The sequence below is a fragment of the Bacillus mycoides genome (genome assembly GCF_018742245.1).
GTDB lineage: Bacteria > Bacillota > Bacilli > Bacillales > Bacillaceae_G > Bacillus_A > Bacillus_A cereus_U.
In genome coordinates this window covers 231,043-253,484 of sequence record NZ_CP036132.1, presented here as the reverse complement: position 1 = coordinate 253,484, position 22,442 = coordinate 231,043, and the positions used below count along the sequence as shown (strand labels likewise).

Genomic DNA, 22,442 nt, shown 5'->3' with positions numbered 1-22,442 from the left:
ATTCATAAACAAAACATTCATCTTCTTTTACTTTTCATCTCTTTCAAACAAGAAATAAAGCAATCCCTTCCGCAACATTTCATTGTAACTTATATTAATAACAAGTATAAAAAGAAGATCCCTAGCAAAAAAGAGCCTATTTTCCATTAGCGAAAATCCCCTAAATGACGAGATACTGAGCGATAATACCTTCTTCTATATATCGTTCAAATAATTGATTACTTCTACAACTTTACCGTGCCGTATAAATATTCTCGGTACACGGAAGCTTATCGTTGCGATAATTTCATAATTAATAGTCCCGGAATATTCAGCGACCTCGGTAGCACTAATATACTCATCACCTTGTCTCCCAATGAGTGTAACTTTCGTACCAAGTGGCACTTCACAAGGAAGATGTATCATCAATTGATCCATTGTCACTCGCCCTACAATCGGTACTCTTTCACCATTTACAAGTACTTTAAACCCTTGCAATCTTCTAAGCCAGCCATCTGCATATCCAATTGCAACTGTCGCAATCCATTCTTCCGTTCTCGTTCGGTATGTGACATTATAACTAATCCCATCCCCTTTAATCACTTGCTTAATATGAGCAACTTTCGTATGAAGTGACAACGCCGGTTCCAATTTAAATGGTAAAAAAGGACGTATTTCTACAGATGGGGATAATCCATACATCGCAATACCAACTCGCACCGCATTAAATGTAATCCCTTGAAACCTTAACGTTGCAGCACTATTGGCTGTATGGACAAATTTAGGATTCACTCCAAATTCTTTCAACCAACTTAACTGCTGCAAGAATGTATTATATTGCTTATCAAAGTAAGAAGTCTCAACCTCATCCGCTGTTGCAAAATGCGTATATACTCCTTCTAACTCTAAAAATGGCGCACCTTCTAAACTCTTTAAGAACCCTTTTAATTCTTTGCGTTCACGTATTCCGATTCTCCCCATACCACTATCAAAATTAATATGAAATTTCATTATTGATGAACCATCCCAGAGCTTTATCGCTTCTTCCACCCATTCTTTTTGAAAAACAGTTAATGCTACATCATTTTCAGCAGCTACATTTACATCACGGGGCGGGGAAGGACCTAATACTAAAATCGGTGCAGTAATACCAGCCCTCCGAAGCACTAAAGCTTCATCTAAAAAAGCAACTGCTAATCTTGTCGCTCCTGCTTCTAATGCAGTTTTAGCCACCGGTACATAATCGTGCCCATATGCATTCGCTTTAACTACAGCAAAAATCTCTACATCACTTGGAATGAACTCTTTAATATGCGTAACATTGTTATAAATCGCATCTAAATCCACTTCCACCCAGGTGTCACGGTAAAACGGTGCGTCTTCCATAAATACACTTCCTTATACACGATATGCGAAGCTTATTCTTTTATATGCTTCTTTTATGAAATCCACCTTCAAACTAAGAAAAGACGCGGTGCACATATATCACCACGTCTAAGATGTTTACTTCACCTGCTTCGCTGTAACCGAACGAGCAACCATCAACAACTCATTCGGCTCTAAACCTTTAGACACGAGCATATATTCTACTCCGTTATGCGACCACGTTACAGATTCTTTCGTCAATGCACCAATCGTGAAACCAAGATCAACCGGCTCTCCACTTACACTTACCGCCGATGAGGCCTCTGCAACTTTTGCCTTTTCTTGTATTAAAGTAAAGGATTTCTTACTTCCAGTGTATGTGAGTATTGCACGCTTGCCACTGTCTGTCTTCAACTCTTCTTCCTCTTTCAAAGTCATGCCTTGCGGCGTATCACGCGGATACAAAATAGCAAACGGTTTGTCTTCTTTCGCTGCCGTCTGAACATCCACTTGTGCTCTAGACATATTTTGTTTCGTATCAAATGCACCTTTATCAAACTTTGCATCAAACTTTACTTTAGTGAAATCTACTTTTACAAGGACATTTTGGTCATTATCCATCAGCTTCACAGAAACTGGTGTTAAATCACTTTTATTCAGCTTAATTTCTTGTTTCGGCAACATATTTTGATGTTGATAATTTGTTTTTGTTTTAAATACATAATACTTATCTGTTTTCTCGAAAGAGAGATTTTTCTTATCTTGCAAAATATCTCTTACAAGTGATTCATATAAATAAGCCTGGCTACTATTTTGCGGCCAATCACTTTGAAAACGGAAACTCTTATTAAGCGCCGGCGTTAATACAAATACACCTTCATCATTTCTTAAAATAATTTGACTCTGATCCTTTTTCGCATTCTGCAAATTCACACGATAATACGAAGGTTCTTTATGCCAAATTTCTACATTGTACTCCTGAGGCTCATTTCCTGTTTTAATAGATAATTTCGCTTCAGCTTGATAACTCTTCATACTTTTAACTTTCGCTTCTAAATCTCTCACAACATCTTCCTGTTTCTTTTCCATACAACCCGCCAACACAAAAACGGTCAACAAACCGACAAGAACTAAAAACAGACGCCTTTTCATCACTTCAGCCCCTTTGCCCCTATAAATGAATGGAAGATATGCCTTCCTTATCGCTACCTCAAATATATGAGACAAAGATATAAAATATGCAGACTAGCGTGACGAGCTTTCCAAAACAACTTGAGCAACGGCAAATTCTTTACTATGGCTAATTGATAAATGAACAATATGCTCTGTATTTGTAATGATAATTGGCTTACCTCTATCATCATTCCTTACTTCAATATCTAAAAAACTCACTTCTTTCCCGATACCAGTCCCTACCGCTTTAGAATACGCCTCTTTTGCTGCAAATCTTCCAGCTACGAATTCTGTAAGACGACTTCCTTTCAGCCCCTCAGCAACACCACGTTCTCCTTCAGTTAAAATACGTTCCATAAATTTAAGCTTTCCATCTAGCATTTTTTCAATTCGATTTAACTCAATAATATCGATTCCAATCCCTACAATCATTTCAAAATCCCCTTCTTCTATTTAGCTTTCTTCATTCATATTGTAAGAATAACAGAGAATCTTTCTGATGCAAAAGGAGTGATACTAACAACATGCTAATACCATCCACTCGCATTTCCTTACAACCGATTATCATTTCTTTACTTCTTATACAATTAGTCATGATTATATTGAGCGACTTTTCCCTCTTTCACCTGGCAGCCTACAATGAATATATCGCTAAAGGAGAATGGTGGCGTGTCATAACTTCCTTACTTGTACACGTAGACTTACAACATTTTCTTTCTAATAGCATTTGTTTATTTATACTTGGTTCTTCTATTGAAAAACAACTAGGACATTTTTCTTTCATCATTATTTTTTTCCTTTCTGGCATTCTCGGGAATATTTCTTCTTATATTATTATGCCTCTTGAATATATTCACGCCGGAGCATCTGGTGGTATTTTCGGATTACTAGGCGCCCAATTATTTTTATTGTATAGTCGATATCGTTCTTCACAACCAAGAGACATCGCTATTTTTTCAATAATGATACTTATATTACTACTATTTACTTTCTTTAATCCCTCTGCCAATCCTATAAGCCATTTAACCGGCTTAATAATCGGCGGCATTTGCACCCCTTTTTTAATAAAGTGAAACTTTAATCAGTGGGGATTTTGTCCATCCCCCACTGATTATTAGCCCGCACCAATCGGGCTTTTACGGGCAGCAGATTTCCCATCTAACTCCCTCGCATTCGCCGAATTTTGAGGTGGGAGTCTTACTGCCCGGCAAATAGCGGGACAAAAAAATCGATGGCGCAGAGCTTATTTAATATAAAAGCTCGCACCATCGACAATTTCCACATCTGTTTGTTTACTTAAATCTCTCATTAGTTGAAATAAAGACTCATCCTTTTTCTTCGCCTCAATCATACAATCAATTTGCGGAACACTCCCCTTTATCTTTCTCAAAAAAGATAAGAAGGTATCTACATCAATAAAATCCGCATGTGCTCTTGGGTCTTTTCCATCTCGAGGACTAGAGATATGCATTTTAACTGGTAACAAAGACGATTCCCACGTATGTACAACACGTGCCCAATCTTTATGCCAATCTTCCTGGTCATTATTCATCATATGATGGTGCAAATCAAACACGACTGGAATGTCTAATTTCTCACCTAAATACAATGTTTCTTCTAAAGAAAAGGTCGTGTCATCATTTTCTAATATAATCATCTCTTGAATACCTCTTGGAACAGTTGACCAATTTTCTATAAAGCGTTCTAATGCGAGCTCCTTATCGTTATAACCTCCTCCCACATGTAATATGCATCGTTGCTTATGTTCAATTCCCATACCCTTTAACAATTTTTTGTGCATCTGCAATGTCTTTACAGATTGTTTAAAAATACTCTCCTCAGGTGAATTTAGTACAACAAAATGATCTGGATGGAAGTCAATTCGCATATTCATACGAATTGCATATTCACCTAATTCTTTCAGATTTTCTTTTAAAGGACGAATATAGTTCCAATCTAACAACTCCTCATGATTCGCTAAAGGAATAAGCTTGGAACTAAGTCGAAAGAAAGATATATCATGTCCTTTATTATGCTTTAATAACCGTAAGCAATTTTCTAAATTCGAATTAGCGATTCTTTCAAGTTTACGAATCGCAGCCTCTCGATCATCAATCCGCTGAAACTGTGCATATGTCATCGTTTGAGATGGAGATGCATTCTTCAAATGCACACTCATCGCAACATACCCAAGTCTTACAAGCATATAGCACCTCATTTCTATACGAGTTATTATGTAGTATGCACAATTACAGAAATAAAAAAAGAGAATGCCAGCAAAGGGCATTCTCTTTTTTATTAAGCTTGTGGACGGCTATGATGTTTTCTTTCGCCGCGTCCATTTGAAGATCCAGGGCGACCTTCACCTTTACGACCACGGTTACCATCACGGCTACCACTACCACCATCACGATTGCGATCACGGTTACGACCATCGCCACTTCCACTTCCACGTCCATCACGATTGCGATCACGGTTACGACCATCGCCACTTCCACTTCCACGTCCATCACGACTACGATTACGGTTACCATCACGGTATCCACTTCCGTTACCACCGCGTTTTTTAGAACCGCCACCGCCACCTCTTGAAACAACTGGTGGTTCTGATGTTAAAGCGATTGGAGTTGTATCTGGCTCTTTTGTCATCATTTTTAAAGCAGCAGCTACTACTGTTACAGAGTCATTCTCTTCTAACATTTCTTCTGCAATACGCTTGTAGTATGATAAGTTTTCATTTTGGATTGTGCTTTGAAGCTTTTCTGCGATTAAACGTTGTTGACCTTCTAACGCCTCGTCAAGTGTCGGTGCTTCCATACGATCAACCTTACGTTTTGTTGTACGCTCGATATTTTTCAATTGTCCTGATTCACGTGGCGTTACAAATAACATTGCAATACCTTTTTTACCTGCACGGCCAGTACGACCGATACGGTGAACGTATGATTCTGGATCTTGCGGGATATCGAAGTTGTATACGTGTGTTACGCCTGAAATATCAAGACCACGTGCAGCAACGTCTGTTGCAACAAGAACTTCAATAGCACCTTCTTTAAATTTACGTAATACAGACATACGTTTCGCCTGTGTTAAGTCACCATGAATACCTTCTGCTGCATAACCACGTAAGTTTAATGCTTCTGATAATTCATCAACACGACGCTTTGTACGACCGAATACGATTGCAAGCTCTGGAGATTGAATATCTAGTAAGCGTGTTAACACGTCAAACTTTTTCTTTTCTTGCACTTCTAAATAGAACTGCTGAATGTTTGGCATTGTTACTTCTTTTGCTTTTACTTTAATGTGTTGAGGCTCAGTCATGAAACGCTCAGCAATACGACGGATTGGATCTGGCATTGTCGCTGAGAATAATAATGTTTGATGTGTTTCTGGCACATCTGTTAAAATCGCTTCAATATCTTCAATGAAGCCCATGTTTAACATTTCATCCGCTTCGTCAAGAACAACAGTCTCTACGTTTTGTAAGCGAAGTGTTTTACGGTTAATATGATCTAAAATACGACCCGGCGTACCAACAATAATGTGTGGGTGTTTTTTTAGAGCACGAATTTGGCGGTTAATATCTTGACCACCATAAATTGGTAGAATACGAACTCGTTTATGTTTACCAAGTTTGTATAGCTCTTCTCCAACTTGAATTGCTAATTCGCGTGTTGGCGCGATAACAATACCTTGAACTGCCTCTTTATTTGTATCTACTTTATCTAATAGTGGTAATCCGAATGCTGCTGTTTTCCCTGTACCTGTTTGCGCTTGCCCAATAATATCCTTACCTTGCAATGCATATGGAATTGTTTCAGCTTGAATCGGCGTAGCCTCTTCAAAGCCCATACTTTCAACAGATTGTAGTAAAGACTCACTTAATCCTAATTCTCGAAATGTTGTCAATGTTACTTCTCCTTTTCTATCCTATACTTATCATTTAAAAAAAGGCGTTTTCCGAACTTGCGGAAAAGCCCTTTTCCTGAATACTTACGTATATAACCGGGCGTATATTCTTCACGAAAATACTTCTAAACGTTATTACACTTTATCAATTATAAGTTTTGTAGGTGTAAAAAGCAAACCCCAACTGTTACCTTATTTCATATTCAGAGCTTTTTTCTTTACTTTTATTTTTTTATCATTTACTGTAAGCGCTTATTATAAGTTTCCACTATTTTCGTGGCTATCATCCCTATTTATATACACCAATTATTTCAACATCGTAATTACTTCTTCTAATTTCATACCGCGAGACGCTTTTACTAACACAACATCTTTCGCATCAACTACTGCTTGTAAGTCTTTTACAAGTTCTTCTTTGTTTTCATACGCTTTTACACGTTCTTTAGGAAAATTAATTTTTGCTCCTTCAGCAATTTGGGCCCCTAATTTTCCATATGTGAATACATATGAAATCTTTGCTGGGTCAATTAATTTACCTACTTCATAATGAAATTGCACTTCTTGATTTCCAAGTTCTAACATATCGCCAAGCACAACAATTCTTTTTGCAAATCCATCTAAACCATTCATGAGGTGGAACGCTGCTTCCATAGCCGTTGGACTTGCATTATAAGCATCATTGATAATTGTTAAACCACTATCTGTTTTTACAATTTCCATACGCATGCCTGTCATTTGAAGTGTTACTAAACCTTCTTTCATTTCTTCCCATGTTACGCCAAAATGTTTCGCAATCGCCATTGAAGCAAGTGTATTATATACATTATGCTTTCCTAATACCGGCAGGTAGAATGACAAAGTTTCATCCCTGTTCATCTTAAAGTGTGTCCCAGTCGCCTGTAATGTTACAGTAGTTGGATAATAATCATTTGCTCTCGCATCGCCAAATGTAACTGTTTCAGCTACTAAATTCATTTCTGGAACACGATTTGTTAAAAGCGGCTCATCTCCATTATATACGAACACGCCACCCTTTTGTAAACCTGTAACAATTTCTAACTTCGCTTCAGCAATCGCCTCACGAGATCCTAAATCCATTAAGTGTGCCTCACCAATGTTCGTGATAATAGCTGCATTAGGACGAGCTAACTTAGATAGAAATTCAATTTCTCCTTGGCTTGACATGCCCATTTCTAATACAGCTACTTCTGTATTTTCCTCTAAATTTAAAATAGTAAGAGGTAAACCGATATGGTTGTTGAAATTACCTTCTGTTTTTTGAACTTTAAATTTAGTCGCAAGAATACTTGTTACAATATCTTTCGTAGATGTTTTACCATTACTACCCGTTACACCAACAACTTTTACATCCAATTGATCACGATAGTTTTTCGCTAACATTTGCAATGCTGCTAGCGTATCCTCGACAAAAATAACAGGAAGATTCTCAGGCGGATTTGCTACACCCTTCATCCATAATGTAGCAACAGCCCCGTTTTCAACTGCTTTATCTACAAAAGCATGTCCATCGAAACGTTCACCTTGAATCGGAACATATAAGTTTCCTTTTTCAATCTTTCTCGTATCAATAGATGCTCCTTGTATAGTAATTCCCTCATATTTCTCTACTAATCCCGTACCATCTATCATCTGCTCTACTTGTTTTAACGTTCGTTTTATCATGAAAACACTCCTTACATAGAGGAAGCACTATTCCTTCGAATAGTGCTTCCTCCTTTTTTGTTAGATTGTATATTTAATTTTTTGTTTTTCTTCGTGACGTTCAATCGCTAAACGAATCAACTCTTCAATTAATTCCGGATACGGTAACCCCGTATGTTGCCATAATAGCGGGAACATACTAAACGGCGTGAATCCTGGCATTGTGTTTACTTCGTTAATATATACTTCTCCATCTTTCGTTAAGAAGAAATCAGCTCGTGTTAAGCCCGAACCATCTAATGATTGGAATGCAATAATTGCATCTCGCTTAATTACATTAGACTCTTCTTCTGTCATTTCAGCTGGAATAATTAACGCTGTATCACCATCGATGTATTTCGATTTGTAATCATAAAAATCTTTTTTCGGTACAATTTCACCTACAACAGAACATTTCGGCTCATCATTACCTAATACACCAACTTCTACTTCACGACCTACAATATTTTCTTCTACAATAATTTTACGGTCAAATTGGAATGCCTCTTCGAATGCATTCTCAAGCTCTTCACGATCGTTACACTTATTAATACCAACACTTGAACCAAGGTTTGCTGGTTTTACGAAGCAAGGATATCCTAATACTTCTTCTACTTTTTCATACGCTGTTTCACTATCTTTTTCCCATGCGCTACGAATGAAAGATGCATATTTCGCTTGTTTCAATCCAGCTTCTGCAAAGATATTTTTCATAACGACTTTATCCATACCAGCAGCTGATGCTAATACACCGTTACCTACATAAGGAATGTTCATTAATTCTAATAACCCTTGAACCGTTCCATCTTCACCGTTTGGCCCATGTAGTAATGGGAAAATAACGTCAATAGCATCTTCTTGAGAAGTTGCAGACGGAATAATTTCTGTACTTAATGATAACGGGGAAATCGCATTTTCTGCACCGCTCATTTTTAAAGTTTCAACATCTGTTACTTCACCTTCAATACGCTCACCGCGTACCCATTGACCTTGTTCTGTAATATAAATTGGATGAATCTCGAATTTATCTTGATTTAATGCTTTAATAGCAGCAAGAGCCGTTTGTAGCGAAACTTGATGCTCAGCTGATTTTCCACCGTATAATAAACCTAATTTAATTTTTGTCACTGAAATCACCCTAACCAATTGTTTTCATTTTTCTATTTTAGCACTTTTTATAAAAATAGGTAGTTCCTATTTGAAATAAAATGTAACTTCCATAAATAATTAAAAGACACCACTTATTGGTTTTCTACACTTTTTCTCTTTAATTTTCTACACACCTAAACATAATTAAACTTTAAAGTAAGGTTGCTATCTAATCTGGTTATGTACCTAAAATATGTAGAAATCCACTTTGTGTGTATGTCATCTATATTACCCTACCATTTGTGGAGAATGAAAAAACACTGATTAAAGTTTCATTTTATTAAGAAGACTGTTTTGTAGGCGTATCTTTTTGCCTCTGCTCAATAAGACGATCTAAAGAAACATATACAAAGCCTGCAACTACACACCCTACACTTAAAATTGTAAATAAGTAGTGACCAAGCAAACGATCCAATAGAAAACCACCAAGAAGTGGACCGAATGCACTTCCTGTAATCCACTGCAAACTCGCCGCCCCCATATAGGTTCCTCTCAAATGCTCAGGGGCCAAATTCGCTACAAACGTCATCTGTACAGGCGACATAATCATCTCGCCTAACGTATATATGGCATAAACAAACATTAACGTCATTAAAATAATTGTAGCATTTGTATCAAATTCTCCAAACCACTTCGGTAACCACCCTATAAAAAACAAACCAATTCCGAACAAACACGCACCGTATAACATCGTCTTTCCAACAGGTTTATCCGTCGCCCATTTTGAAATTTGAAATTGAAATAAAACAACTAATAGACCATTTAATGCCATTAAATATGGGTATGGATTGTTGACTCCAAAAATATCCTTCATTTCGTTATCAAAGTGAAGCGGTAACATGCCTTCTGTTTGAGAAAACCCCATAGAAATAATGATCCCCGCTAACAAATAAATCATTAACGCCTTATCTCTCATTAAAATTTTCCAAACTGCTCCGGATTCCTTCTCTTTATTTTTTTCCGTCATATCCGTAATTTTTGGCATTGTTTCTTTAATAAGTACTAACACTAGTAGCGCATAAAACAACATAGCGGATGAAGCAATAATAAACACGAGGTTCTTTGATAAAACAACTACTGATGCTCCCATTATCGGTCCAATTGCAGCACCAATATTGTGTCCCATTCGCAATAAACCATATGCCTCTGTTCTTTTTTCTGGTGCCGTCACATCTGCCACCATCGCTGATGCTGCTGGATGAAATAAAGAATTACTTAACCCTAAAAAAATAGATAAAATAGCGTATGGAATAAATCCTTCGATAAATAAAAAACCGAGCATTAATAACGCATTACTCGCCATTGAAAATATCATAATTGGCTTTCTTCCATATATATCAGCTATTCTTCCGCCTATAAGCGAGCCAAAGCTTGCAGCTATTGGAGAAAGCGCCATAATGATTCCAACTTGTAATAAAGAATCTACCTTATCTTTTAAATATAGTGCAAAAAAAGGCATTAACATCATCATCGCAATTCCGTTCAAAGTCTCACCGATAAATCGAATCCATACGTTACGATCCATCTCTCTTAGCTCACGCCATGTATTTTTCACATTTTCACCCCTTTAGTTCGCCAACAATTATCTTATAATACATTCAGAAAAATGTAAATTTTCAAAATAAAAATCCATCCTAACAGAATTAGAATGGATTTTTCCACTTATAAATTTGCTACATCTTCTTCTTTTTTACTATTATTTAAAACACTACGCTTTCTACTATAGGCGAAATAAACTACTATACCGATAACCATCCAAACACCAAAACTAATCCAAGCTGTCGCTGATAATTGAAGCATCAAATATAAGCAAAAGATAACTGTTAATGCTGGTAAAAATGGTACGAGCGGCGCCTTAAACGCCCTTGGTAAATCAGGATGAGTTCGTCTCATCACAATGACAGCAACAGCTACAAGTGCAAATGCTGACAAAGTTCCCATATTTACAAGATGTGCTAAAACATTTAAATCTATTAATCCTGAAATAAGTGCTGCAATAATACCTGTTGTCCATGTATTTAAAAATGGTGTTTTAAATTTCGGATGAACTTTAGCAAGACGCTTCGGTAACAATCCATCTCTGCTCATTGCATATGAAACACGAACTTGCCCATACATCATAACTAGCATTACAGTTGTAATTCCTGTAATTGCTCCTACTGATATCACTCCCGCCAAACTATCTTGTCCAATAAATTGAAGTGCGAAAGCAACTGGATCTGATATATTCAACTGACCGTATGGAACAATCCCTGTCAAAATAAGTGAAACAACAATGTAAAGAACCGTACAAACTAGTAACGATGCAATAATTCCAATCGGCAAATCGCGTTGTGGGCGCTTCACTTCTTCTGCGGCTGTTGATACAGCATCAAATCCAATGAATGCGAAGAAAACTGTAGCTGCTCCAGCCATTACACCATCTAACCCAAATGGCATAAAAGGTGTCCAATTTTCAGGTTTTACATAATTAAATCCGGCGAAGATAAAAATGAGAACAACTGCTAGTTTAATAAATACCATTATATTATTTACACGTGCACTTTCACGAACACCTCTAGATAAAAGAGCCGTCATAACTAGAATAATTAGAACTGCAGGTAAATCAATTATTCCACCCTTTCCAGTACCAGGGGCCGAGGAGAGAATGGTCGGAATATGAATCCCAAATCCCTTTAATAACGATTGAAAATACGCTGACCATCCATTGGCTACAGCAGATGTAGCTAATAAATACTCGAGCATTAAATCCCATCCAATTAAGAATGCAAATACTTCTCCCATCGTCGCATACGTGTACGTGTACACACTCCCTGAGACAGGAACTGAAGAAGCAAATTCAGCGTAACAAAATGCAGCAAAGGCACAAGCTAATGCAGCTATAGCAAATGATAATATAATAGCTGGTCCAGAATGTTTCGCTGCTACAACGCCAGTAAGAACAAAAATACCAGTTCCAACAATTGCTCCGATTCCAAGCATTGTTAAATCAAGTGCCCCTAACGTTCTCGATAATGTCTTTTGTTTACTTTCTTGCAGTAACGTTGAAATCGGCTTCTTTTGAAAAATTTGCTTCATACTGTGCTCCTCCACGATTTTAGTTTTCTGAAAATTTAATTTACTTTTTTCATTTTACCTACAGTATGTTTTTTAGTCAATACTTTTGTCGGAATAAACAGAAAACTATCGAGATACGCGCTATACCCTTATCATTCTTTCTATAAAAAGATTCACACAATCATATCTATATATCTTTTCATAACTGTTTTTGGTATTAGTATACATGTCGATTCCACAAAAGAGGCATGCTCCTTTATTGAGCATGCCTCTTTTTACTTATTTCACAGTATATGAACCCTCTTCAATCCAGCTATACATATACTTTTCATCTTCCGTCTCATGTGCTTGTTTCACAATACGAAGCGGACGGAATGTATCTATCATTACGGCTAATTCAAGCGTTTCTTTCTTTCCGATACTTGCCTCTGTTTTCCCAGGATGCGGCCCATGTGGAATCCCGCTCGGATGAAGCGTAATAGAACCTTCTTCCACCCCTTTTCGGCTCATAAAGTTTCCTTCTACATAGTACAGTACTTCATCACTATTTACATTACTATGATAATACGGTGCCGGAATAGATTCTGGATGATAATCGTATAAACGCGGTACGAAAGAGCAAATGACGAAATTATGCCCTTCAAATGTTTGATGTACTGGTGGCGGCTGATGAATACGACCTGTAATTGGTTCAAAATCCTCAACATTAAATACCCATGGATATAAATAGCCATCCCAGCCAACAACATCTAACGGATGGTGCCCTAAAACATGCTTATGCATATAACCCCTCGACTTTGTCATTACGACAAACTCACCTTTTTCATCATATGTCTCCAATTTCTCCGGACCACGAATATCTCTTTCACAAAACGGACTATGCTCTAACAATTGCCCATACTCATTGCGATAGCGACTTGGTGTTGTAATTTGGCTATTCGCCTCTACAACAAGAAACTTAGTCTCTCCTTCATCTGGAATAACACGATAAATCGTTCCAATTGGGATCGTTACATAATCACCTTTTCTATAGTGAATCGTTCCGAACATTGTTTCAATTTTTCCTGTTCCATAATGAACAAATAACATTTCATCGCCATCACCATTACGGTAGAAATAGTCCATTTTTTCTGTTGGAGTCACTACTCCAATTAATAAATCCTCATTCCCAAGAATAAAGGTTCTTCCGCTTACTGCATCGCCAGTTTTTTTATTTTCTTTCGTGCGAAAATGGCGATGTGCAAGAGCTACATCCTCTTCATACTGCAACTGACAAGAATGAGATAATGCCGCATGACCTACTTCCGTTGGCATATAATGATGGTACAAAATAGACTGCGTACCAGAAAAACCTTTCGTTCCCATTACCTGTTCACGATAAAGCGCTCCATCTTTTTTACGAAATTGTACATGTCGTTTATGAGGTAGCTCCCCCATGTGACGATAAAACATGCCCATCACCTGCTTTCATGTCTTTTTTGACCGTATTACGTAATGTACCTAAACCAGTAATCGTAAGTTCTACAACATCTCCATCTTGCAGCCACTCTTCCGTACCAAGCTCCAAAATACAGCCTGTTCCTACTGTTCCAGACCCGATAACATCCCCTGGATATAACGTAACATCTTCCGAAGCACGTTCAATCATTTCAGAGAATGCATAATGAATATCTTGAAAATTCCCTTTTGATAACAGTTGCCCATTTACATGAGCAGTCATCTCTAAATCATAACGATCACCGTTACGATAAACGTCTAATTCCTCTTTCGTAACGAGATACGCTCCTAATGAAGTTGCAAAGTCTTTCCCTTTCGCTGGGCCAAGCCCTACTTTCATTTCTGTTGCTTGTAAGTCTCTTGCACTCCAGTCGTTCATAATACAGTACCCAAAAATATATTCCTCTGCTTGCTCACGAGAAATGTTTCGTCCTTCCTTCCCAATTACGCAAGCAATCTCTAACTCATAATCAAGTTTTTTAGACTTCTTCGGACCAATAACAAAATCATCTGGTCCAATAACAGCACGGTGGTTAGTAAAATAAAAAACCGGGATATCATACCATTCAGGTACAACATCTAGCCCTCTTCTTCCGCGGGCTGTTTTTACATGCTGTTCAAATGCATAAAAATCTCGAATGCTACTCGGATTAGGAATTGCCGCTGCTAATTGAACTTCATCTAAGGAATATATACCCTTCTCAGGATGCTTAATATTACGCAATACTTCTACATACTCATCTGCTTTCTCTAAAAAGGCGAACATAGAAGAAGGTAATAGTCCATCACTCGCAAGATTCATATCGATTACTTTGTCACCTTCAAGCCATCCAGCTCGCATTTCTTTCGATGGGAGACGAAATGTAACAAATTTCATCATGATTCCTCCCTATGAAAATGAAATTTCCACCAACAAAGGAACTCTTGCTGGTGGATACAAATTTTATAAATTTCCGCGACGCTCTTGTTCTCTTTCAATTGATTCGAATAACGCTTTAAAGTTCCCTTCGCCAAATCCACGGGAACCTTTACGTTGGATGATTTCAATAAATAGAGTTGGACGATCTACAATTGGTTTCGTAAAGATTTGTAATAAATACCCTTCTTCGTCACGGTCTACTAAAATCTTCAATTCTTTTAATTTATCAATTTCTTCATCAATTTTCCCCACTCGTGCAGTTAACTCATCGTAATACGTATCTGGCGTATCTAAAAACTCAACACCATTCGCACGAAGCACTTCAATTGTTTTTACAATGTCACTTGTTAATAAAGCGAGATGCTGTACACCCGCTCCGTTATAGAACTCTAGATATTCTTGAATTTGTGACTTTCTTTTTCCGTCTGCTGGTTCATTAATTGGAAACTTAATACGGCTTCCATTCGTCATAACTTTTGACATTAATGCCGAATACTCTGTGCTAATATCGTCATCATCAAAGTGAATCATTTGTTTAAATCCCATGACGTTCTCATAATAACTAACCCATTCTTCCATCTTCTCAACGTTACCAACAACATGGTCTACAGCAATTAAACCGGATTCTTCAAATGGAATATTGAACTCTACCTTTTGAAATCCTGGCATGAATGTTCCTTTATAATTTTTACGCTCTACAAGCGTATGAATTGTATCACCATACGTACCAATAACCGCTTTCTTCAAGGTACCTTCCTCATCTGTTAACTCTTCAGGAGGAGCAATCGCAACAGCGCCACGCTTCACCGCTTCAGAGTAAGCTTTATCAACGTCATCAACAAGTAAAGCCACATCTTTCACTCCATCACCATGAGTCTTTACAAACTCTGCAATACGGCCATCGCTACTTAAAGCTCCAGACACAACAAAACGCATATTCTTTTGCACAAGAACATAAGATACCTTTTCACGGTTTCCTGTTTCTAATCCAGAATAAGCTACAATTTTGAATCCAAATGCTCTCGCAAGATAATAACTTGATTGCTTTGCATTTCCTACGTAAAATTCTATATGATCTACATCACGTACCGGGAAAAAATCCTCCATTTGTGCAGCTAGCGTATCCATAGATTTTTGTTTCATAAATTCCTCATCCCCCTGTAAATAGATTAAATGGTCCATAATTAAACCTAACCGAAAACACTTCCAATGTTCGTTAATAGAAATTAGTTAGCAAGCTAACAAATTATGACCTTTAAAATTTTCTATCTTTTCTGTCAAATTCCTCTTTTTTTCTTACATATAAAATTCGACCTTTTTCTCTTTAAAATACAGTGAAACTTTAATCAGCAGGCTTTTACGGGATAAGGGGATAACATTAATACTTGAGGGGATATATGAGAGGAAAACAAAAAAGACCCCAACATATTAACTATTTACTAATATGCTAGAGTCTTTATTTTTTTAGAATAATGGTACGTACGGTATATAAAAACTTATTGTTATCAATATTCATCATACTAATACATTTGTAAGGAATATAATAAACGCTGTCAATACAGCTGCTCCACCTGCTGATACTAAAATATCCATTTTTGTTACTTGTAATACTTGTTCCTTGTTCATATTCCTCATTCTCCCTTCTTTTGTTTTTGTTACAAAACTTCTACTATACTAATACGCTTGAAAGAAATACGATTAATGCTGTTAATACTACCGCTCCGCTTGCTGATCCTAAGAAGTCACCTTTTGTTACGTTTAATACTTGCTCGTTGTTCATAATTTTCATTCTCCCTTCTCTTATTTTTGTTACAAAACTTCTATTATACTAATACGCTTGAAAGAAATACGATTAATGCTGTTAATACTACCGCTCCGCTTGCTGATCCTAAGAAGTCGCCTTTTGTTACGTTTAATACTTGCTCGTTGTTCATAATTTTCATTCTCCCTTCTCTTATTTTTGTTACAAAAATTCTATTATACTAATACGCTTGATAGAAATACGATTAATGCTGTTAATACTACTGCTCCACTTGCTGATCCTAAGAAGTCGCCTTTTGTTATGTTTAATACTTGCTCGTTGTTCATAATTTTCATTCTCCCTTCTCTTATTTTTGTTACAAAGCTTCTATTATACTAATACGCTTGAAAGAAATACGATTAATGCTGTTAATACTACTGCTCCGCTTGCTGATCCTAAGAAGTCACCTTTTGTTACGTTTAATACTTGCTCGTTGTTCATATCATTCATTCTCCTTTTATAAGTTATCTATATGTAATTTCTAAGAAATGATTAGTTCATAGTTTTCATGTTAACGTTACATTAAAATTAATTACGTAACGTTTGTAACATTAATGTAACATAACTATTATTACGTTGCAATATAATTACGTAAATTTTATTACACTTTTTTTACGTTTTTTTAAATAAACACTCAAAAACCTTGTTTTAATGCGTTTTCTACTACAATCTCGTTTGTAACACTAGTGTAACATTACAGTCATAAAGCGAAATATAATATTATTCATCTCTATTTTGTTACAAAACAAAGTGAAACTTCAATCAGCGAGGGTTCCATTCCCTACTGGTTATTCCCCCTCGCCAATCGAGCTTTTACTGGCAATTAATGCGGGATAAAATACTATCTTTCCAAGATAAGTTTATATGTTTCCTCTATATAACTATGTATAATGGAAACAAAGAGGTGGTCATTTTGAAATTAATCGCACTAGATATGGATGGTACACTACTATCATCTAATCTTGAAATCTCCAAAGAGAACTTACAAGCTATCCAAACCGCAAAAGAAGCTGGTCATATTGTAATGATTTGTTCTGGCCGCGCGAAAGAGGATGCTTTGAAATTATTGGAAGAATATAAACTATCTCTTCCAGTTGGAGCAAGCAATGGGGCAATTGTTTATGTGGACGGAAAAGTAATTAACTCGCGTTGTTTACAAAATGATAAAGTATACAAGCTTGCAAAATTACTAGAATCTGAAGGTTTTCCATATAAGTTGTACACAAATAAAGGGGTTTATTCTCCTTATACATGGCAAGGCCAAGTCATGCAGGCATTCGAAGAAAATAAACATACACTAGATGTTACACTTGAGGAACTTGAAAGAATTACAGAAAAACAAAAGAAATCTAACTTAATTACTGATTTCCAAAAAATAGAGGATGTCGTAAATAATCCAGAATTAGAAATATCTAAATTCTTCATTTTAACATTTAATGCCGCTCATCGTTCACAGCTATTACAAACTTTACAAGAAGATACGGACATTTCAGTTACGGCATCAGCTCCTACTAATGTAGAAATTATGGATAAGCATGGTCATAAAGGGAACGGCCTACAAGAAATGGCAGCTTATTTCAATATACCAATTGAAGATACTGTTGCAATCGGTGACAACTTTAATGATGTGCCAATGCTACAAGTAGCCGGCTTATCAGTTGCAATGGGAAATGCTGAAGAAGACGTAAAAAAATTATGTGACGTTGTTACATTAACAAATAATGAAAACGGTGTTGCTCATGCAATTGAGCAATTTGTATTGAAACAAACTTCATCTAGTAAATAAAGTGAAACTTTAATCAGAGGTGGGGTTCCTCTGATTATTAGTTGAACCAATCGGGCTTTTACGGGCAGTTAATCTCCCACCTAACTTCCCCGCATGTGTCGAATTTTCAGGTGGGAGTCTTACTGCCCGTTAATGCGGGGTAAAAAAAGGACTCTTTCACTTTTTGAAAGAGTCCTTTTTTTTACACATGGTGACAAGCAACAAAATGATCTTCGCCCACATTACGGAATTCTGGTACATTCGTTTTACAAACATCTGTAGCAAAGGGGCAGCGTGTATGAAAACGGCAACCTGACGGCGGATTTGCCGGACTTGGAATATCCCCTTCTAGAATAATCCGTTCTCGCTTAACCGTTGGATCAGGTATTGGTACTGCTGATAATAATGCTTTTGTATATGGATGAAGTGGATTCGCAAATAACTCATCACGTGGTGCTGTTTCCACAATAGTTCCTAAATACATAATTCCAATTTTCGTACATAAGTGCTCCACAACACTTAAATCATGTGAAATGAATAAATAGGACAATCCCTTTTTCTCCTGTAATTCACTAAACAAATTAATGATTTGCGCTTGAATAGATACATCTAATGCCGCAACAGGCTCATCAGCCACAATAAATTCTGGATCTAATACCATTGCCCTTGCAATAACGATACGCTGACGTTGCCCACCGGAAAACTCATGAGGGTACCGGTCAATATGATACGGCGCTAAACCACATAACTCCAATACTTCTATCACCTTTTCACGGACATTTTCTTTCGTCGCTAGTCCGTGAGCCAACATTGGCTCACCAAGCGCTTCTCCAATTCTCATTCTTGGATTTAATGAGCTAAATGGATCTTGAAAGACGAGCTGCATATTAGGACGATGCTTTCTCAGCTCCTCTTTTGACAAAGCATGAATGTCTTGACCTTTAAACTTCACTTCACCTTCTGTTTTTTGAACGAGACGGAGAATTGTTTTCCCTATCGTTGTTTTCCCACTTCCAGACTCTCCTACAAGGCCAAACACTTCTCCTTTATCAATTGTAAAGCTTACCCCATCTACCGCTTTCACATGTCCAATCGTTCTACTAAATACGCCGCCCTTAATCGGAAAATACGTTTTTAAGTTCTTCACTTCTAATAATGGTTCACTCATCGCCCAGCACACTCCTCATATAACCAACAAGCTACTTTATGATTATCGTCATGCACATTAAGATTTGGCGCTTCATTTTTGCATATTTCCATGCAATGTTCACAGCGGCCACTAAAGTAGCAAAACTCATCTAAGCCAACTAAATTTGGAACTTGCCCTGGGATAGAATAAAGTTTATCTGTTCGTTTCCCCATTACTGGTTTTGATTTTAGCAACCCTTGCGTATATGGATGTTTCGGATTTTGAAATATCTCTAGTACCGGTGCCTCTTCAATAACTTTTCCGCCATACATAACGACAACGTAATCGGCCATTTCCGCTACAACACCTAGATCATGTGTAATTAATAAAATGGATGTTTTAAATTCCTCTTTTACTTGTCTTAGTAAGTCTAATATTTGAGCTTGAATCGTAACATCAAGGGCCGTTGTCGGTTCATCAGCAATTAATAACTTTGGATTACAGCTAAGTGCAACAGCAATCATAATACGTTGTAACATGCCACCGCTTAGTTCGTGCGGATAAGAATGGACAATTTCATCAGCACGAGCAATACCAACTTTACGAATTAATTCAATTGCCTTCTTATATGCTTCATTTTTACTAAGTAGTTCGTGTTCTCTTAGCGTCTCAACAATTTGCTCTCCTACAGTGAAGACAGGATTTAGCGATGTCATCGGTTCTTGGAAAATCATCGCAATGTCATTGCCTCGTAAATTACGAAGCTCTTTCTCTTTCATATCTAAAAGGCTTTTTCCTTCATATAAAATATCTCCACCTACTACACTGCCTGATTCAGCAATAAGCCCCATAATAGATAGCGCCGTTACACTCTTTCCACAGCCTGATTCACCTACAACACAAACTGTTTCACCTTCTCGAACTGCAAAACTAACATGATTAACAGCCTTTACTGTTCCTTCTTCTGTCTGAAAATGTGTTTGTAAATCTTTCAGCTCAACTACCGCTTTACTCATGCTTCCTCACCTACCGTCTCATCTTTGGATCTAACGCATCACGAAGTGCATCACCAAGTAAGTTAATTGATACAACTGTTATAAAAATTGCAAAACCGGGCGGGATCCATAACCACGGACGCTTTTGGAAGTCAATTAATGAGTTAGCTGCACTAATCATATTTCCCCACGATGGTGTAGGTGGAACGACACCAAGGCCTAGATAGCTTAGTGCAGACTCTCCTAAAATAGAACCCGCAACACCTAATGTTGATACAACAATTAATATCGGCAAAACATTCGGGATTAAGTGATATACAATTTTCCGGTAATCGTTTATCCCGAGCACATCAGCAGCTTGCATAAACGATTGTTCTCGTAACGATAAAATTTGACCTCGTACGAGGCGTGCAAGTCCTGGCCAACCTACTAAACTTAAAATAATCATAATGACATAAAGACGATAATCAGATGGTACTTTCCATTCTGACAAAATAGCTCCCATTATAATAAGTAACGGTAATCCTGGCATCGACATTAAAATATCAGCAAGACGCATTATAATATTGTCGACGATACCACGGTAAAAACCTGCAATAGCTCCTAATAAAGCTCCAAGTATAACCGATAAGACCATTGAAGCTAAGCCAATTGTTAATGAAATACGTCCCGCTTGCATAAGTCTCGTTAAAATATCTCTTCCTAATTGATCTGTACCGAGCCAATGAGAAAAACTAGGTGGTTTATTAATTAGCGTAACTTGTATTTTCCCTGATGCATACGGCGAAAAAAATGGACCGATAAAACAAAATAAAAACATAAAAACTAATGCATAAAACCCTATAAGTGCCATTTTATTTTTCTTTATCCTTTTAAAAGCTTGCCTCCACGGCGATGATTCATTCCGTCTTTTCTTCTTTGCCTTTTTCTCTGTAATTGCTGTAACAGTTTCCATCTCATTCCCCCCTTACTTCAACCGAATACGTGGATCAACAACTGCATATACAATGTCTGCTAAAAAATTTGAAACGATTGTTAAAACTGAAAGGAACATTGTAAATGCCATCAATACTGTATAATCACGGAAATTAAGTGCTTCTAATTGAATATTACCGATACCTGGCCAGTTAAAAATTTGTTCAATAATAATTGCCCCTGAAAATAAGCCTGGTAATTCAAAGGCTAATAAAGTAATCGCCGGCAAAATTGCATTTTTTAATGCATGCTTATAAATAACGGTCTTCTCCTTTAAACCTTTTGCTCGTGCTGTTCGTATGTAATCTTGTCTCACAACCTCTAACATACTCGTTCTAAAATAACGAGTTAATGAACCTACTCCAAGAAGGGTTAAAATAAACACCGGTAAAACCATATGCTTTGCAACTTCTATTACGTAAGCTAATCCAGTCGAATTACTCCCGACATCAATCATTCCGCCTATCGGTAACAGCTTAAAGTCAACCGCAAACACTTTAATTAAAAACAAACCGATAAAGAATGAAGGGAATGACATTGCTGCAAAGACACCAATTGTTACAAGTTTATCGAATAAAGAATGTTGCTTCGTCGCCGAAAATACACCGATAATAAGTGCAATTAGCCAAATAAAGAACAACGCAATAAATGCTACACTAAAAGAATTCCAAATAAATTTATTTAATAGTGATGTTACAGGTTCTTGATATTGAAGCGAGAAGCCAAAATCCCCTTGCAATGCATTACCTAACCAATGAAAATAACGCTCAACAATCGGCTTGTTCAACCCATACAATTCCCTAAGTTCAGCTGCTCTTTCTGGTGTAATCTTTGGATTCGAATCAATATAATCCCCTGGAAGAAGCGCAAACAGGAAAAAGATAATAATTGATGTACCAAACAGTGTAGGAATCATTTGCAACAACCTACGAACAATATATGTTTTCACCCTTTTTCTCTCCAATCTTATGCTTAAAATAGAAGAACATTTTTTCGAATCAGCACATTACTAGCCGAATGAAAAA

The 22,442-nt window shown here is 37.0% G+C and carries 23 protein-coding genes; 2 read left to right on the top strand and 21 right to left on the bottom strand.

What is annotated here, in order from left to right:
* Window positions 1–195 precede the first annotated feature (195 nt).
* From alr to acpS, 3 genes are all read right to left on the bottom strand, one after another.
* Window positions 196–1,365 (bottom strand): alanine racemase, encoded by a 1,170-nt coding sequence (gene alr / locus EXW56_RS01400; RefSeq protein WP_002201993.1) that lies wholly within the window; start codon window positions 1,363–1,365, stop codon window positions 196–198.
* Between the two features lie 117 nt (window positions 1,366–1,482).
* Window positions 1,483–2,433, bottom strand: coding sequence for a LolA family protein (locus EXW56_RS01395; RefSeq protein WP_002201994.1), 951 nt, complete (start codon window positions 2,431–2,433; stop codon window positions 1,483–1,485).
* Window positions 2,434–2,589: 156 nt separating this feature from the next.
* Entirely contained in the window at window positions 2,590–2,949 is a 360-nt protein-coding gene (acpS, locus tag EXW56_RS01390) for a holo-ACP synthase (RefSeq protein ID WP_070169775.1), read from the bottom strand.
* Window positions 2,950–3,041: 92 nt separating this feature from the next.
* Here acpS and EXW56_RS01385 point away from each other — a divergent pair, with 92 nt between their 5' ends.
* Window positions 3,042–3,590: a rhomboid family intramembrane serine protease gene (locus EXW56_RS01385; RefSeq protein WP_002113424.1), complete on the top strand. Its 549-nt coding sequence runs from the start codon at window positions 3,042–3,044 to the stop codon at window positions 3,588–3,590.
* 170 nt (window positions 3,591–3,760) lie between these two features.
* On the opposite strand, the gene uvsE is transcribed toward EXW56_RS01385, so the two are convergent.
* The 14 genes from uvsE to EXW56_RS01315 all read right to left on the bottom strand — a co-directional run bounded on the left by uvsE (window position 3,761) and on the right by EXW56_RS01315 (window position 17,003).
* A complete protein-coding gene (gene uvsE / locus EXW56_RS01380) occupies window positions 3,761–4,723 on the bottom strand; it encodes a UV DNA damage repair endonuclease UvsE (protein ID WP_215597131.1) in 963 nt (320 codons plus the stop codon).
* Window positions 4,724–4,815: 92 nt separating this feature from the next.
* Window positions 4,816–6,429, bottom strand: a complete 1,614-nt coding sequence (locus EXW56_RS01375; protein ID WP_070138740.1) for a degradosome RNA helicase CshA — start codon at window positions 6,427–6,429, stop codon at window positions 4,816–4,818.
* A gap of 306 nt (window positions 6,430–6,735) precedes the next feature.
* On the bottom strand, window positions 6,736–8,112 hold the full coding sequence (murF, locus tag EXW56_RS01370) for a UDP-N-acetylmuramoyl-tripeptide--D-alanyl-D-alanine ligase (RefSeq protein WP_002201998.1): 1,377 nt from the start codon (window positions 8,110–8,112) through the stop codon (window positions 6,736–6,738).
* Between the two features lie 60 nt (window positions 8,113–8,172).
* Window positions 8,173–9,258 carry a D-alanine--D-alanine ligase gene (locus EXW56_RS01365; RefSeq protein ID WP_002113420.1) on the bottom strand — a complete coding sequence of 362 codons (1,086 nt, stop codon included), beginning with the start codon at window positions 9,256–9,258 and terminating at the stop codon, window positions 8,173–8,175.
* A gap of 301 nt (window positions 9,259–9,559) precedes the next feature.
* Window positions 9,560–10,834, bottom strand: coding sequence for an MDR family MFS transporter (locus EXW56_RS01360; protein WP_002201999.1), 1,275 nt, complete (start codon window positions 10,832–10,834; stop codon window positions 9,560–9,562).
* Window positions 10,835–10,941: 107 nt separating this feature from the next.
* The gene (locus tag EXW56_RS01355) at window positions 10,942–12,357 is read right to left on the bottom strand and encodes a branched-chain amino acid transporter BcaP (RefSeq protein ID WP_098635050.1); all 1,416 of its coding nucleotides are present in this window, start codon (window positions 12,355–12,357) and stop codon (window positions 10,942–10,944) included.
* 258 nt (window positions 12,358–12,615) lie between these two features.
* A complete protein-coding gene (locus tag EXW56_RS01350; RefSeq protein ID WP_002113416.1) occupies window positions 12,616–13,788 on the bottom strand; it encodes a homogentisate 1,2-dioxygenase in 1,173 nt (390 codons plus the stop codon).
* The gene (locus EXW56_RS01345; protein ID WP_002202000.1) at window positions 13,754–14,710 is read right to left on the bottom strand and encodes a fumarylacetoacetate hydrolase family protein; all 957 of its coding nucleotides are present in this window, start codon (window positions 14,708–14,710) and stop codon (window positions 13,754–13,756) included. The genes EXW56_RS01350 and EXW56_RS01345 overlap by 35 nt, the downstream gene beginning before the upstream one ends.
* Window positions 14,711–14,776: 66 nt before the next feature.
* A complete protein-coding gene (gene hppD, locus EXW56_RS01340) occupies window positions 14,777–15,895 on the bottom strand; it encodes a 4-hydroxyphenylpyruvate dioxygenase (RefSeq protein ID WP_002113414.1) in 1,119 nt (372 codons plus the stop codon).
* 372 nt (window positions 15,896–16,267) lie between these two features.
* Window positions 16,268–16,378: a DUF3948 family protein gene (locus tag EXW56_RS01335; protein ID WP_002113412.1), complete on the bottom strand. Its 111-nt coding sequence runs from the start codon at window positions 16,376–16,378 to the stop codon at window positions 16,268–16,270.
* A gap of 43 nt (window positions 16,379–16,421) precedes the next feature.
* Window positions 16,422–16,532 (bottom strand): DUF3948 family protein, encoded by a 111-nt coding sequence (locus EXW56_RS01330; RefSeq protein ID WP_001058532.1) that lies wholly within the window; start codon window positions 16,530–16,532, stop codon window positions 16,422–16,424.
* 43 nt (window positions 16,533–16,575) lie between these two features.
* A complete protein-coding gene (locus EXW56_RS01325; protein WP_002074222.1) occupies window positions 16,576–16,695 on the bottom strand; it encodes a DUF3948 family protein in 120 nt (39 codons plus the stop codon).
* Between the two features lie 34 nt (window positions 16,696–16,729).
* Window positions 16,730–16,840, bottom strand: a complete 111-nt coding sequence (locus EXW56_RS01320; RefSeq protein ID WP_070127846.1) for a DUF3948 family protein — start codon at window positions 16,838–16,840, stop codon at window positions 16,730–16,732.
* Window positions 16,841–16,883: 43 nt separating this feature from the next.
* Entirely contained in the window at window positions 16,884–17,003 is a 120-nt protein-coding gene (locus EXW56_RS01315) for a DUF3948 family protein (RefSeq protein ID WP_002009865.1), read from the bottom strand.
* A gap of 463 nt (window positions 17,004–17,466) precedes the next feature.
* Between EXW56_RS01315 and EXW56_RS01310 the strand changes: the two genes are divergently transcribed.
* Complete coding sequence (locus EXW56_RS01310; RefSeq protein ID WP_002187510.1) at window positions 17,467–18,339, top strand: Cof-type HAD-IIB family hydrolase; 873 nt, start codon at window positions 17,467–17,469, stop codon at window positions 18,337–18,339.
* Window positions 18,340–18,520: 181 nt separating this feature from the next.
* On the opposite strand, the gene EXW56_RS01305 is transcribed toward EXW56_RS01310, so the two are convergent.
* Genes EXW56_RS01305 through EXW56_RS01290 form a run of 4 tightly spaced genes read right to left on the bottom strand, consistent with a single transcriptional unit; the run spans window position 18,521 to window position 22,366 of the window.
* The gene (locus EXW56_RS01305) at window positions 18,521–19,486 is read right to left on the bottom strand and encodes an ABC transporter ATP-binding protein (RefSeq protein WP_002202003.1); all 966 of its coding nucleotides are present in this window, start codon (window positions 19,484–19,486) and stop codon (window positions 18,521–18,523) included.
* On the bottom strand, window positions 19,483–20,463 hold the full coding sequence (locus tag EXW56_RS01300; RefSeq protein WP_002202004.1) for an ABC transporter ATP-binding protein: 981 nt from the start codon (window positions 20,461–20,463) through the stop codon (window positions 19,483–19,485). Before EXW56_RS01300 ends, EXW56_RS01305 begins: the two co-directional genes overlap by 4 nt.
* Window positions 20,464–20,473: 10 nt before the next feature.
* Window positions 20,474–21,397 carry an oligopeptide ABC transporter permease gene (gene opp4C / locus EXW56_RS01295; protein WP_002202005.1) on the bottom strand — a complete coding sequence of 308 codons (924 nt, stop codon included), beginning with the start codon at window positions 21,395–21,397 and terminating at the stop codon, window positions 20,474–20,476.
* A 12-nt stretch (window positions 21,398–21,409) separates the two neighbouring features.
* Complete coding sequence (locus tag EXW56_RS01290) at window positions 21,410–22,366, bottom strand: ABC transporter permease (RefSeq protein WP_002113406.1); 957 nt, start codon at window positions 22,364–22,366, stop codon at window positions 21,410–21,412.
* Between the last annotated feature and the right edge of the window lie 76 nt (window positions 22,367–22,442).